At 70.7% G+C, this 13,443-nt stretch carries 15 protein-coding genes; 9 read left to right on the forward strand and 6 right to left on the reverse strand.

Going from position 1 to position 13,443, the window contains the following annotated elements:
- Positions 1 to 210: 210 nt before the first annotated feature.
- Positions 211 to 882 carry an alpha/beta hydrolase gene (locus tag AB0F91_RS38315; RefSeq protein ID WP_360605868.1) on the reverse strand — a complete coding sequence of 224 codons (672 nt, stop codon included), beginning with the start codon at positions 880 to 882 and terminating at the stop codon, positions 211 to 213.
- A gap of 169 nt (positions 883 to 1,051) precedes the next feature.
- Here AB0F91_RS38315 and AB0F91_RS38320 point away from each other — a divergent pair, with 169 nt between their 5' ends.
- Positions 1,052 to 1,297: a hypothetical protein gene (locus AB0F91_RS38320; RefSeq protein ID WP_360605870.1), complete on the forward strand. Its 246-nt coding sequence runs from the start codon at positions 1,052 to 1,054 to the stop codon at positions 1,295 to 1,297.
- Positions 1,298 to 1,492: 195 nt separating this feature from the next.
- Complete coding sequence (locus tag AB0F91_RS38325; RefSeq protein WP_360605872.1) at positions 1,493 to 1,744, forward strand: hypothetical protein; 252 nt, start codon at positions 1,493 to 1,495, stop codon at positions 1,742 to 1,744.
- A 969-nt stretch (positions 1,745 to 2,713) separates the two neighbouring features.
- On the opposite strand, the gene AB0F91_RS38330 is transcribed toward AB0F91_RS38325, so the two are convergent.
- On the reverse strand, positions 2,714 to 3,508 hold the full coding sequence (locus AB0F91_RS38330) for a carbon-nitrogen hydrolase family protein (RefSeq protein WP_360606021.1): 795 nt from the start codon (positions 3,506 to 3,508) through the stop codon (positions 2,714 to 2,716).
- A gap of 97 nt (positions 3,509 to 3,605) precedes the next feature.
- Here AB0F91_RS38330 and hisD point away from each other — a divergent pair, with 97 nt between their 5' ends.
- Genes hisD through hisB form a run of 3 tightly spaced genes read left to right on the forward strand, consistent with a single transcriptional unit; the run spans position 3,606 to position 6,642 of the window.
- Complete coding sequence (gene hisD, locus AB0F91_RS38335) at positions 3,606 to 4,931, forward strand: histidinol dehydrogenase (protein WP_360605874.1); 1,326 nt, start codon at positions 3,606 to 3,608, stop codon at positions 4,929 to 4,931.
- Entirely contained in the window at positions 4,928 to 6,046 is a 1,119-nt protein-coding gene (locus AB0F91_RS38340) for a histidinol-phosphate transaminase (RefSeq protein ID WP_360605876.1), read from the forward strand. Before hisD ends, AB0F91_RS38340 begins: the two co-directional genes overlap by 4 nt.
- Complete coding sequence (hisB, locus tag AB0F91_RS38345; RefSeq protein ID WP_360605878.1) at positions 6,043 to 6,642, forward strand: imidazoleglycerol-phosphate dehydratase HisB; 600 nt, start codon at positions 6,043 to 6,045, stop codon at positions 6,640 to 6,642. Before AB0F91_RS38340 ends, hisB begins: the two co-directional genes overlap by 4 nt.
- 31 nt (positions 6,643 to 6,673) lie before the next feature.
- Here the strand turns inward: hisB and AB0F91_RS38350 are convergent, their stop codons facing one another.
- Complete coding sequence (locus AB0F91_RS38350) at positions 6,674 to 7,177, reverse strand: GNAT family N-acetyltransferase (protein WP_360605880.1); 504 nt, start codon at positions 7,175 to 7,177, stop codon at positions 6,674 to 6,676.
- A 170-nt stretch (positions 7,178 to 7,347) separates the two neighbouring features.
- Here AB0F91_RS38350 and AB0F91_RS38355 point away from each other — a divergent pair, with 170 nt between their 5' ends.
- A complete protein-coding gene (locus tag AB0F91_RS38355; RefSeq protein WP_360605882.1) occupies positions 7,348 to 7,506 on the forward strand; it encodes a hypothetical protein in 159 nt (52 codons plus the stop codon).
- A gap of 27 nt (positions 7,507 to 7,533) precedes the next feature.
- On the opposite strand, the gene AB0F91_RS38360 is transcribed toward AB0F91_RS38355, so the two are convergent.
- On the reverse strand, positions 7,534 to 9,705 hold the full coding sequence (locus AB0F91_RS38360; protein WP_360605884.1) for an MMPL family transporter: 2,172 nt from the start codon (positions 9,703 to 9,705) through the stop codon (positions 7,534 to 7,536).
- Between the two features lie 212 nt (positions 9,706 to 9,917).
- On the opposite strand from AB0F91_RS38360, the gene AB0F91_RS38365 reads away from it, so the two are divergent.
- A complete protein-coding gene (locus tag AB0F91_RS38365) occupies positions 9,918 to 10,493 on the forward strand; it encodes a TetR family transcriptional regulator (RefSeq protein WP_285969279.1) in 576 nt (191 codons plus the stop codon).
- Between the two features lie 210 nt (positions 10,494 to 10,703).
- Here the strand turns inward: AB0F91_RS38365 and AB0F91_RS38370 are convergent, their stop codons facing one another.
- Both AB0F91_RS38370 and soxR read right to left on the reverse strand, forming a co-directional pair.
- Positions 10,704 to 11,249, reverse strand: coding sequence for an RNA 2'-phosphotransferase (locus tag AB0F91_RS38370; RefSeq protein ID WP_360605886.1), 546 nt, complete (start codon positions 11,247 to 11,249; stop codon positions 10,704 to 10,706).
- 45 nt (positions 11,250 to 11,294) lie between these two features.
- Positions 11,295 to 11,756, reverse strand: a complete 462-nt coding sequence (gene soxR, locus AB0F91_RS38375) for a redox-sensitive transcriptional activator SoxR (RefSeq protein ID WP_220238007.1) — start codon at positions 11,754 to 11,756, stop codon at positions 11,295 to 11,297.
- 53 nt (positions 11,757 to 11,809) lie between these two features.
- Between soxR and AB0F91_RS38380 the strand changes: the two genes are divergently transcribed.
- Positions 11,810 to 12,496, forward strand: a complete 687-nt coding sequence (locus AB0F91_RS38380; protein WP_360605889.1) for a thiamine pyrophosphate-dependent enzyme — start codon at positions 11,810 to 11,812, stop codon at positions 12,494 to 12,496.
- A 5-nt stretch (positions 12,497 to 12,501) separates the two neighbouring features.
- The gene (locus tag AB0F91_RS38385) at positions 12,502 to 13,401 is read left to right on the forward strand and encodes a transketolase (RefSeq protein WP_360605891.1); all 900 of its coding nucleotides are present in this window, start codon (positions 12,502 to 12,504) and stop codon (positions 13,399 to 13,401) included.
- Positions 13,402 to 13,443: the final 42 nt, after the last annotated feature.

Genomic DNA, 13,443 nt, shown 5'->3' on the forward strand with positions numbered 1-13,443 from the left:
ACAACCCCAGGCCTTTCAGCTGGACCAAGACCGCCGCTGAGATCCTCGAGTCACTCGCCAACTTCTGCCGACGAATTTCTGACGCAGGACACTAGAGGGGCTGCGGCGGTTCCCGGAGATCGGCCGGGAGGACCTGTTCCGGTTCTTCACCCTGGCCCCGGCGGACGTCGCGTTCGTCGACCCCGGCCGGGGCCGGGGCACGCGAGAACGCTAGCGGGCGGGTTGAGGGGTGTCGGCGAGTAGCCGCGCGAGCTCACGCGGCCGCGACCAGAACGGCGAGTGTGACGCGGCCAGCTCGACGATCGACGCACCGTAGCGTTCGTGGGTCAGCCGTGCGCTCTCGCGGGGGTCGATGGCGCGGTCGGCAGTGCAGACGATGTGCCGCGTGGGCACTCCCGGGTGTGCGTGGTGCACACCCGGCGCCAGCGCTCCGATCCGGTGGGGGACGAGTCGCTCGATCGCCGAATTCGCGTCGGCGCGTTCGCAGTCCTGGTAGAAGAGGTCGTAGGCGTCGTCGGAATCCCACGCGACGCCGTCCTCGGTCCGCCCCTGCCGCGCCAGCGCCTCTGCGAAGCCGGGCGCGATCGCCGCCGGCTCGCCGGGGACGATCGGCGCGAGCAGCACCAGCTCCCGCACCGGGCGTCGGCTCGCGACCAGCGGAGCGATCGCCGCGCCCCCTGAGTGCGCCACGAGCACGGTCTGTCCGGGCGCGGCGAGGGTCCGCTCCACCGCCTCGACGAGGGAGTCGAACGTCGCCCCTGGGCGGGCGAGCCCGAGGTCGGCGGCCACTGCGTGGTGCCCGAGCGCGGCTAGCTCAGGGATCAGCCGCTCCCAGCACCACGCGCCGTGCCACGAACCGTGCACCAGGACGAAATCGGTCATCGACGCCTCCTCAGCTGATCATCAGAGGCTATCCGCGTCCCGCTGTCGTGGGGAATGTCAAAGCCCAACACCCGATCCCCCGTGCACGTGCACGGCAGGGATCCCCTCGGGGTTCTCCGACTCCTCCCTCGCTGCCGGCGAGCACACCGAACGCAATCTCATCCTGGACATGGCGCTGGCGTTGGCCGAGGACCGCCGCCGCGACATCGTCCGCAAAACCCGCAACGGCCTGGACGCCGCGCGGGCACGCGGCCGGGTCGGCGGCCGGCCCCGCGTCGTCGATGCCGACAAACGCCGTGTCATCCTCGCCCGTCACGCCGACGGCGAGTCCATCCGCACCATCGCCCGCGCCACCCAGCTCTCCGTCGGCCCCGTCCACCACGTCCTCGCCGACCACCGCGCCACCAACAACTGAATCATTGCTGGTCAGCCATATCCGCCCGATTTTCCGCGGGTACTACGGGGACCCCAGGACCGCCGGTGTGGCCTGGTCAACACCACTCTTTTGTGTCATACGGCGATGACGGCGTGGGTGCGTCGACGCGACTTATCGTGAGAAAGCGGGGATCCAGGTGTGCTGCGACAGCGGCTACGAGGCGGGGGAGGCGTGATGAGCGATGCGATGAGTGGCCACTGCCCGGCCGAGCCGCCGGCGGTCGGTCATCGAGTGACCTACCTGCTCGGGGAACGCTGCTCGGGGGCGCGCCAGCTGTGCCGGCAGGGCGTGGTGGCCGGACCATCAGTCCTCGACCCCGCCACCAACCGCACGTGGGTACCGGTACAGGCCGACGGACGAGCACGCGATGCCGACCCGGAGTGGGTCCGGTCCGAAATGATCATCGACGTGGTGCCGGCGACTTGACCACACACCACACCGCCCGCGACGCGACGACCCCGATCTTCGACGCCGTGGTCGCCGACCGGCCTCGTCTGGTGGCCGCCTGCCGAAACCCGCGAACCGGAAGCCGCTACACACACCACCGCCCAGGCGGATAGGGGTGACCAGGCAACGCCTGGTTGACGGTGCGCGCGGCGTCGAGATCCACCAGCTCGCCGAGAAACGGACGGATATGCCTGAGGAGGCTCCCGACCTGCGGATCTGACCCGACGCGGTCTTGGCGGTGCTCCGCGCACCGGCTGTGGTCGACAACGAGCGCACCCACGGCGCCCAGTGACGCCGTCCGTGCTGGATTCGGCTCGGCCGTGTGCAGGTGGGTGGGCCTCGGCCTCGTCGCTCGCCGCGCGGGCGGCCACGCGCGCTGCGGCGCACGCGCTGGCCTGTTCGATCAGCATTGCGCGCCGGGTGGGACCGGCTGGAAGGCATGCGCCTGGCTTTAACGGTGATCAGAGCCGGCGGATGCATGCACCCTCACTTCGAGCGGTAGGCGCCGTTGTGAAGAGGTGATTCGGACCGGAGGCGCGAGCCTGGCGGTAACCCTCATGCCACTAAACTGGGCCATTCGGTTGATTGGTTCTCTTGCCTATTTCCCGTGCGCATGCGCATGACCCGGGCGCAGGGGAGGCGTCCCACCTGTCCCAACCAATGTTCTCGCAGCTAGAGCGTGAGCGTGAGGTGTCACGCTGCTGGGACGGATCGGGACGGCTGGGACGGGTTCGCCCAGGTCACATGTAGGTAAACAAAAGGGGGTCCGCCTTTCCCGCCTTGACAACGGCTCACCGGCCGTCAACACAATTCAGCTTCGGGGTGCACACCCCGCGCAAGACGCCCCGCGAGAACCACATCACCCCACGACCCGGCCGCAACACGTCCCCGCGAGAACCACATCAACCTCAAACCCGCCGCAACGCGCCCTACGCCGACCGAGAACCCTCACAACCTCCGATTGGCCAACGCCCCAGTAGCCCCCCGAGCCTTCCCCGCCACCCCTGGGTCCAACTCCACCACCGCCGTCTCCGGCCCATCGCCCAACTCCACCAGCACGCGCCCGAACCCATCCGCCACCACCGAATGCCCGATCCCCGTCGGCGCCTTCGGATTCACCTCGATCGCCGACGCAGCGGGATCAGCCTGCCCGCACCCCACAACCCAGCACCCGGAATCCAACGCCCGAGCCCGCACCAGCACGCGCCATTGATCCAGCTTCCCCTCACCCGCACCCCACGACGTCGGCACCAGCACGATGTCCGCACCGTCGTCCGCCAACCTCCGGAAGAGCTCCGGAAACCGCATGTCATAACACGTCGCGACCCCGAACACGGTCCCCTCGATCTCGAAGGTCACCGGACTGTCCCCAGGCGCCACCGTGTCCGACTCCGCGAACCCGAACGCGTCGTACAGGTGGATCTTGTCGTACGCCAGGCGCTGCCCGAGCCCGGTGATCAGCAGGGTGTTCCGTACCCGCCCGTCGTCGGCGGGGGTGAACATCCCCGCCACCACCAGTACCCCGTGCTCGTCGGCGATCGCCGACACGGCCGAGGCCCAGGGCCCGTCCAGCGGCTGCGCGACCGGCTTCAGCGGCCGGCCGAAGCGGGCCATCGTGGCTTCGGGGAACACGACGATCCGGGCGCCGTCCGCCGCCGCGGCCTCGACTCCGGAGCGAACCAGTTTCAGGTTGTCCTCCGGGTCGTCGCCCGAGTTCAGCTGGCACAACGCGATCCGCGGCACGGCGGCCTCCTTCATGGGCTTCCCTCATCGTGGGACGGCAAGTCACCACCGAGTATCCCTGCCCGGACGCTGAGAGCCACCTCGTACCCTGGTCACCATGCTGAACCGCACCGACCTGCGCGGGCAGGTCCCGACCGCCGCCGAACTGCGCGCCGCCCTGCCGCGCGCCGAATACGACGTGGACGCGGCGCTGCATCACGTTCGGCCGGTGGTGGAGGCGGTTCGTGACCGCGGTGTGGAGGCCGTCCTCGAGTACACCGAGCAGTTCGACAAGGTCCGCCCGGCGACCGTGCGCGTGCCCGTGGCCGAGCTCACCAAGGCCCTCGAAGCGCTGGATCCGCAGGTGCGCGCCGCGCTGGAGGAGTCGATCAGCCGCGCCCGCAAGGTGCACGCCGACCAGCGCCGCCAGGACGTGACCACGCAGGTGGTTCCCGGCGGCACGGTCACCGAGCGCTGGGTGCCGGTGGAGCGCGTGGGGCTGTACGCGCCGGGCGGGCTGGCCGTGTACCCGTCCACCGTCGTCATGAACGTCGTCCCGGCGCAGCTCGCGGGCGTGCGCTCGCTGGTGGTCTGCTCGCCCCCGCAGGCGGCTTTCGGCGGCCTGCCGCACCCGACGATCCTCGCGGCCGCCACGCTGCTGGGCATCGACGAGGTGTGGGCCGTCGGCGGCGCGCAGGCCGTGGCTCTGCTCGCGTACGGCGGCACCGACACCGACGGCGCCGAGCTCGCCCCCGTGGACATCGTCACCGGGCCGGGCAACATCTACCTCACCGCCGCCAAACGCCTGGTGCGCGGCGTGATCGGCATCGACTCCGAGGCCGGGCCCACCGAGATCGCGATCCTCGCCGACGAGACGGCCGACCCCGTTCACGTGGCGGCCGACCTGATCAGCCAGGCCGAACACGACCCGCTCGCCGCGAGCGTCCTGGTCACCACGTCGGAGGAGCTCGCCGACGCGGTGGACAAGCAGCTCACCGAGCGCGTCGCGGCCACCAAGCACAGCGAACGCGTGGGGCAGGCGCTGGGCGGCAAGCAGTCCGGCATCATCCTGGTGTCCACTGTGGACGACGGCCTGCGCGTGGTCGACGCCTACGCGGCCGAGCACCTCGAGATCCAGACCGCCCACGCCCGGGAGGTCGCCGGCCGCGTGCGCAACGCGGGCGCGGTGTTCGTCGGGGCCTACGCGCCGGTGTCGCTCGGCGACTACTGCGCCGGCTCCAACCACGTGCTGCCCACCGGCGGCTTCGCGCGGCACTCCTCGGGCCTGTCGGTGCAGAGCTTCCTCAAGGGCATCCACGTGGTCGACTACAGCGAGGACGCGCTGCGTGAGGTCGCCGGCCGCGTCGTCGCGCTGGCCGACGCCGAGGACCTGCCCGCCCACGGCGAGGCCGTGACCGCGCGGTTCGCGGGGGAGGGCCGATGACCGAGGAGACCCCGGCCGTGCCCGGCGCCGAGGTGACCCTCGACGCCCTGCCGCTGCGCGAGGACCTGCGCGGCACGAGCCCCTACGGCGCACCGCAGCTCGACGTGCCCGTGCGGCTCAACACCAACGAGAACCCGTACCCGCCGCCGCCCGAGCTGGTGGCCGACGTGGCCGAGGCCGTGCGCGCCGAAGCCGCTTCGCTGCACCGCTACCCGGACCGCGACGCCGTCGCGCTGCGCACCGAGCTCGCCGACTACCTCACGGTGTCGACGCGCGTGGTGCTGTCGGAGGCGAACGTGTGGGCCGCCAACGGGTCCAACGAGATCCTGCAGCAGATCCTGCAGGCCTTCGGCGGGCCGGGCCGCAGCGCGCTGGGCTTCGAGCCGTCGTACTCGATGCACCCGATCATCTCCTCCGGCACGCGCACGGAGTGGGTGCCGGTGCCGCGCCGGCCCGACTTCACGCTCGACACCGCGCGTGCCGCGGAGCTGGTGGCCGAGCGGCAGGCGGACATCGTCTTCGTGACGAGCCCGAACAACCCCACCGGTGGGTCGATCCCGCTGGAGCAGCTGCGCGGGGTCCTCGAGGCGGCGCCCGGCATCGTGGTGGTGGACGAGGCCTACGCCGAGTTCTCGTCGCAGGCCAGCGCGGTCCAGCTCATCGCCGAGTACCCGGCGAAGCTGATCGTCTCGCGCACCATGAGCAAGGCGTTCGCCTTCGCCGGCGGACGCCTGGGCTACCTCGCGGCCGCGCCGGCCATCGTCGACGCGCTGCAGCTCGTGCGCCTGCCCTACCACCTGTCCAAGCTCACGCAGGCCGCGGCGCGCGCCGCCCTGCGCCACGCCGACGCCACACTCGCCACCGTCCACAAGCTCTCCGCCGAACGCGACCGCGTGGTGGAAGCCTTGCTGGGCCTCGGGTTCACGCCGGTGCCGAGCGACGCGAACTTCGTCCTCTTCGGACCGTTCGCCGACGCGAAGGCGAGCTGGCAGTCCTATCTGGACCACGGCGTGCTGATCCGCGACGTCGGCATCGAAGGCCACCTGCGCGTGACCATCGGCACCCCGGAAGAGAACGACGCGTTCCTCGAGGCGAGTAAGGAAGTACCGCGATGACCCGCATCGGCAAGGTGGAACGCACGACCAAGGAGTCGTCGATCCTGGTCCAGCTGGACCTGGACGGCTCCGGCCAGGTCGAGATCTCCACCGGCGTGCCGTTCTACGACCACATGCTCACGGCGTTCGGCGTGCACGGCTCGCTGGACCTCAAGGTCGAGGCCACCGGCGACATCCACATCGACGCGCACCACACCGTCGAGGACACCGCCATCGTCCTGGGCCAGGCCCTGCGCCAGGCGCTCGGCGACAAGAGCGGCATCCGCCGCTTCGGCGACGCGTGGATCCCCATGGACGAAACCCTGGCCCACGCGGCGATCGACGTCTCGGGCCGGCCGTACTGCGTGCACGTGGGCGAGCCGGAGCAGTTCAACACCTTCACGATCGGCAACAACTACCCGTTCGTGCTCACGCGCCACGTGTTCGACTCGTTGTCGTTCCACGCGCAGATCGCGCTGCACGTGCGCGTGATCCACGGCCGCGACCCGCACCACATCGCGGAGGCGGAGTACAAGGCCGTCGCGCGGGCTCTGCGCGCGGCCACGGAACCCGACCCGCGCGCGGGCGGCATTCCGTCCACCAAGGGCGTTCTGTAGCGAAAGCGCCCCGGGTCGGTACCACGCCTGGCTAGATCTCGAGGTGCGAGTCGACTCCGTCTTCACGCAGGTCGATATTCGCGCCGACGGATTTCATCAGGCGTTGTGCCGCCTTGTTGTCCGTGGTGGTGGAAGCGACGTACCGGCCCCCGCCGCCTTCGCGGGCCGCGTCGATCAGGGTCTCGGTGACCCACTTGCCGATCCCGCGGCCCCGAGCCCGGCGGGCGACCCAGACCTGGGCCTCGATCTCGACCGACTTGCCACGGTGGACGGGGTGCAGCCGCGCGCCGCCGACGATGGTGCCGCCGACTTGGATGGTCCAAGCGGTGGTGGTCGCCGTCTCCGGGTCGAGCGAAAACCGTCGGTGGAACACCAGGAACGCCTCACGCCGCTCGGGTGTCCAGCCCGGCGGGCCGTCCATCGGCGGCATCACGTCAAGCGGGTCGGCGCCCTCGACCGCGACGTCGAGCAGCCGGATCAAGGCTTGCTCGTCGAGGGGGGTCAGGACGATCTCGGTATCGGCGGCACCACTCACCCGCAGAGCTTGCCACGTCGAGCCGCCGGACGCGACGGTCGGCTCGATCCTGAGGCAGCGAGGGAGACGTGCGTCACGCTCGACGCCGGCCGGCGTGCGTGCGCACCGGTGCCGAAGAGCGCCGCTGCCCAGTCCCGGCCGGGCCAGGGCCGTGTGGCACGCTGAGCCTCGTGAGCAAAGAGGTTGTCGCCGTCCTGCTGCTGGCCCTCGCGGGCTTCCTGGCCGGTGGCGTCTACTCCACGTGGAAGACGGCGAAGTTCATCGCCGTGGCGCTGGGTGTCGCGGCACTGCTGGCGATCGGCGGCGCCGTCGCCTGGCTGGTCGGCTGAGCGACCCGCCGGACGGCCGGCGCGGCCTCACACGCGAGCGGGCTCGCGCTCGTCGTCACCGCGGCTGCCGCGGGCGCCGGACGCTTCGAGCGCCTTGGCCAGGCCCTCACCCTCCACGTCGACGTTCGGCAGCACCTTGTGCAGGCCGCGCGGCAGCGACCAGGCGTGGCGCCCGAGCAGCGACATCACGGCCGGGACGATCGTCATCCGGATCACGAACGCGTCCACCAGCACACCGAAGGCGAGCGTGAAGCCGATCGACTGGATCAGCGTCGACTCCGCCAGCACGAAGCCCGCGAACACGCTGATCATGATCAGGGCCGCCGCTGTGACCACGCGCGAGCCGTGGCGGAAGCCGGTGACCATGGCCTCCTGCGGGTCGGCGCTGTGCACGTGCTCCTCGCGCATCCGCGTCACCAGGAACACCTGGTAGTCCATCGCGAGGCCGAAGAGGACCCCGATGAGCAGGATCGGCAGCATGCTCATGATCGGCCCGGTCGACGCGACGCCGAACAGGTCGGTCAGCCAGCCCCACTGGAACACCGCGACCACGGCGCCGAACGTCGCGACCACCGAGCCGAGGAAACCGAGCGTCGCTTTCAGCGGCACGACGATCGAGCGGAACACCAGCATCAGCAGGATGAACGCGAGGCCCACGATCAGCGCCAGGTAGGGGATCATCGCGTCGGACAGCTTCTCGGACACGTCGATGTTCGCGGCGGTCTGGCCGGTCACGGCCAGGCTCGCGCCCGTGGTCTCGTGCAGTGGCTCGGACTGCGCGCGGATCGCCGCCACAAGGTCCTCGGTCTGCTTGCTGCTCGGCCCGCTCTTCGGGATCACAGTCAGCAGCGCCGTGTCCCCGTCGGCGTTCACGCGAGGCGGGGTCACCCCGGCGACGTCGGGCAGCGTGCTGATGCCCGCGACAGCCTGCTTCAGCGCCTCGGGGTCGTGGTTCACCCCGGTGTCGACGACGACGAGCAGCGGGCCGTTGGCCCCGGCTCCGAAGCTCTCGCTCACGAGGTCGTAGGCCTTGCGCTGCGTCGAATCCGGCGCCGCGGTGCTGTCGTTGGGCAGGCCGAGCTGCATGCTCAGCGCCGGGATGGCGACCACGACGAGACCGGCGAGCGCCGTCAGCAGCACGGACCGGCGGTGTCGGGCGACGAACCAGGCCCAGCGCTCGCCGTGCGAAGCCTTGTCCGTCTTGCGGCGCAAGCGGATCCGGCCGCCCAGGACGCGGGCACCGGCGATGCCGAGGATGGCCTGCAGCAGCGTGAGCGCGATGAGCACGGCGATCGCGACGGTAGCGGCCGCGGCGAGGCCCATCTGGCCGAGGAACGGGATGCCGACCACGGTGAGCCCCGCCAGGGCGATGATCACCGTGAGCCCGGCGAACACCACCGCGGACCCGGCTGTGCCCGCGGCTCGGCCCGCGGCCTCCTCGGGTTCTCGCCCGATGCTGAGCTCGTGCCGGTAACGGGAGACGATGAACAACGCGTAGTCGATGCCCACGGCGAGCCCGATCATCAGGGCCAGCACCGGGGTGTTGGAGTTCAGCTCGAGCGAACCCGAGGCCAGCATGATGCCCGCCATGCCGATGCCGACGCCGATCAGCGCGGTGAGCAGCGGGATGCCGGCGGCCAGCAGCGACCCGAACGTGATGATCAGCACGACGGCCGCCACGGCCACGCCGAGGCCCTCAGTCGCGCCGGTCGCGGGCATCGCCTGCACCGCGTCGCCGCCGAACTCGACCTCGAAACCGCGTTGCTCGGCGCCGTTCGCGCTGTCGAGCAGAGCCTGCCGGTCGCTGTCCGTGAGCTCGAAGCCCTTGACCTGGTAACTCACCTGGGCGAGCGCCACGCGGCCGTCCGGCGAGATCGACTTCGCCTGGAACGGGTCGGCCACGCTCGCGACCTTCGGCGCCGTCTTCAGGCTCGCCACTGTCGACTCGACCGCGGTCTTGCCGGCGGCGTCGGTCACGGTGTGGCCCTGTGGGGCCGCGATCACGACCCGCGCGGTCGCGCCACCGGCCGCGGCCTGCGGGAACTTCGCCTGGAGTCGGTCGATCGCCTGCTGGGACTCGGTGCCGGGGATCGTTACCGAGTCCGAGAGCTGGCCCGACAGCGTGAGCGCACCGATGCCGAGTGCCACGAGCACGGCCGCCCACACGGCCGAGACGAGAGCGCGTCGCCGGAACGACAACCGGCCGAGCCGGTACAGAATGTCGCCACGAGTGTTTCTCCGTTTCGCCCGGATAGGGCCTTCGTCACACGAACCAGTGAGGCCGAAGCTAGCCGATCGGCAAGTATGTGACTAGCCGCACGGCTAGTAGATTGCTTGTCGATCGGCAAGTATCTCGGTTTGCCGATCGACTAGCTCTCACGTACGCTTCCCGGGCTTGACGAGGAGGAACGATGACTACCGCCGCCCCGGCAGAGGACACTCGGACGCGGCTGCTCGGCACCGCGCTGCGGCTGTTCGCCGAACACGGCGTGGAGGGCACGTCGCTGCAAATGATCGCCGACGCGCTCGGGGTGACCAAGGCGGCCGTGTACTACCACTTCAAGACCAAGGCGGAGATCACCGAGGCCGTCGCGGCGCCCGCCATCCGCGAGCTCGACCACATCGTGTCGGAGGCCGCGAAGCAGCGCCGCCGCGGCACGCAGGTCGACTACCTGCTCGAGGGGTTCGTGGATCTGGTGGTGCGCCACCGCGTGCTCGTCGCGCTGTTCTCCAGCGATCCGGGCATCAACCGCGCGATCGAGAACTCGACGCGCGGGATGGAGGGCTTCAAGAACGCCCTCATCGACATCCTGGCCGGGCCCGAGCCCGACATCTCGTCACGGGTGGCGGCGCTGGTCACGCTCACCGGCCTCGCCATGACGGGCGGCTCGCCGGACATCGCGCAGCTCGACGACGAAAGCCTGCGCCGCGAGCTCGTCGACGTCGGCCGCCGGCTGCTCGGCCGGCCCCGCCGGCACCACGACTGAGCGCCACCACGACCGAGTCGGCTTGGTCCGGACGTGCCGACGGCACCGCGGGCGGGGGTTCTCACTGCGCTGGAACTGTGCCTGCAGTGCGCCACCGGCATGACGTCGAGTTGGACGGGCGCGGTGGCCATTCGCCGCGATGGCGGGGCTTCGGTGATCGCGCGTGCTGCGTCGCCGGGCGGCGGGGCCCACCCTGCCCCGATGACCGGGCTAGTTCTGGGTCAGAAACTCCGGCGCGACGGCGGCGGTCAGCCACACCCCGTTCTCGCTGCGCTGGAACTCGTGTCCGGCGGCGGCCATTTCGCCTGCCGCAACCCGGAGCACCACCGGACGGCCGTGCCGGGCCCCGACCGCGAGCGCGGTTTCGACGGCGGCTGACAGGTGCACGGCGTGGCGGCGCATCGGGCGCAGGCCTTCCCGGCAAATCGCATACAGGAAACGCGTCGCGGTGCCGTGGTAGAGCACCTCGGGCGGAGCGAGGCTCTCCAGCCCCAGCTCGACGCTGACGCTGTGCCCCTGGTTCGCGCGGATCCTCGTTCCGCTCCGGTCGAAGGCGAAGCGCTGTTTGTTGTTGCGCTCCACCACTTCCGCCAGCTCGGTCCGGCTCACCCGCACGCCGTGGGCACGCAACGCCGCCAGGAGCTTGTCGACCCCGACCCAGCCGGCGGAGTCGAGCGTGAGGCCGATCGCTTCGGGTTCGTGGCGCAGGTGGCGGGAGAGCCGCTTCGAGACGCGGATCAGCTGTTTCTCATCCATACGACACCCAGTGACTCACATCGGCTCCGTCACCACAACGGAAATTCAGATGCCGCCCTCGGAAACCGGACGCAGCTTGCTCGCGCCGGGGCCGAAGCGGGCCAGCTCGTCGTCGGCGTTGTACAGGCTGCAGCTGCGCAGCGAGAGGCAGCCGCAGCCGACGCAGCCGGTGAGACGGTCGCGCAGGCGCTGCAGGGCGTCGATGCGTGCGTCGAGCTCGTGTTGCCACTCGCGCGAGAGCCGCGCCCAGTCGGCTTTCGTGGGCGCGTGGTCGGCGGGCAACGTGGCAAGCGCGCCGCTGATGTCCTCCAGGGAAAGGCCCACGCGCTGTGCGGCCCGGATGAACGCGATGCGCCGCAGCACCGAACGCGGGTAGCGGCGCTGGTTGCCCGCCGAGCGCTCGGACGTGATGAGCCCCTTGTCCTCGTAGAACCGCAGGGCCGTGTGCGGGACGCCGCTGCGTTCGGCGACCTGCCCGATGCTCAAGTGCTCCGCCAACCTCGTCATTGGTCCAGGTTAGCGCTTGACCTGGACATTGGTCGAGGTTGCACCGTGGGAGCATGACCACCACAGCAACGGCATACGCGGATCTGCCCCGGCTGATCTCGCTGATGACCGGCGACGACAAGCACCAGGCCGCGGCAGAGTCCACAGTGGATGTTCTCTGGGTGCTCTACGACCGCGTGCTCGACATCTCGCCCGAAAACTTCCACGACCCCGGCCGCGATCGGTTCCTGCTCTCCAAGGGACACGGGCCGATGGCCTACTACGCCGTGCTCACCGTCAAGGGCTTCCTCGACGAGGCCGAGCTCGCCGACTGGTCCTCGGCGCGCTCCCGGCTCGGCCACCACCCCGACCGCAAACGCGCGCCCGGTGTCGAGATTTCCAGCGGTTCGCTCGGCCACGGCCTGCCGATCGCCCTCGGCACCGCGCTCGGCCAGCGGGCGCGCGGCCACTGCGGCCGCGTGGTGACGCTCGTCGGCGACGCCGAACTCGACGAAGGCTCCAACTCCGAGGCGATCGTCGTCGCCGCGCGCCTCGGCCTGGAAAACCTGACCACTGTGGTCGTGGACAACCAGTCGGCCACGCACGGCTGGCCCGGCGGCGTCGCGCGCCGGTTCGAGGTCGAGGGCTGGGCCACGCGCACCGTCTCCGGCCGCGACCACGAAGCGCTCTACGACGCGTTCACCACCGAACACCCGGGGCGCCCGCTCGCTGTGGTCGCCGTTGTCGAACCGAAGGGCTGACGGACATGCCGACCACGCTGAACATGCGCGAAACCTTCCTCGCCACCACCGAAGAGATCGTGGACGCCGACCCGGACGTCGCCGTCGTCCTCGCCGACATCTCCGCCGCCCAGCTCGCCGGCGTGGCGCGGCGGCACCCGGACCGGGTGGTCAACGTCGGCATCCGCGAGCAGCTGCTCGTGAGCACGGGCGCGGGGTTCGCGCTGGCCGGCCTGCGCCCGATCATCCACACGTTCTCGTCGTTCCTCGTGGAGCGCGCGTTCGAGCAGATCAAGCTCGACCTGGTCCACCAGGACGCGGGCGCCGTGCTCGTGTCCTACGGCTCTTCCTACGACATGCCGGCGGAAGGACGCACGCACCAGTCGCCGGGCGACGTCGCGCTGATCGACTCCCTGCCGTGCTGGTACGTCCACGTGCCCGGCCACCCCGACGAGGCCCGCCGCCTGCTGCTCGACTCCGTGCCCGGCGACAGCCGCGTGTACCTGCGGCTCTCGGCCGACCAGAACGCCGAACCGCACCTCGGCGTCGGGTTCCAGCGGGTGCGCCGCGGTGGCAACGGCGTCGTGCTCGCCGTGGGCCCGGTGCTCGACCGGGTGCTCGCCGCGAGCGAAGGCCTCGACGTGACGGTGCTGTACACGTCGACGATCCGCCCGTTCGACGCGGCGGGACTGCGGGCCGCCGTGGGGGACGTCGCCGACGTCGTGCTCGTGGAGCCGTACCTGAAGGGCACTTCGGCGCACCACGTGAGCGAGGCGCTGCGAGACGTTCCGCACCGGCTGCTGTCCGTCGGCACGCTGCGCGACACGGAAGTGCGGACCTACGGGACGCGGGCCGATCACGACCTCGTGCACGGCCTCGACGCGAGCTCGATCGCGTTGTCCCTCAAGGATTTCCTACGGCCGTGAGCTTCGGGTCGCCGGGGCTGGGGGTCCCGGCGACCCGTCCGC

The organism is Amycolatopsis sp. NPDC023774, from assembly GCF_040639695.1.
Lineage (GTDB): Bacteria > Actinomycetota > Actinomycetes > Mycobacteriales > Pseudonocardiaceae > Amycolatopsis.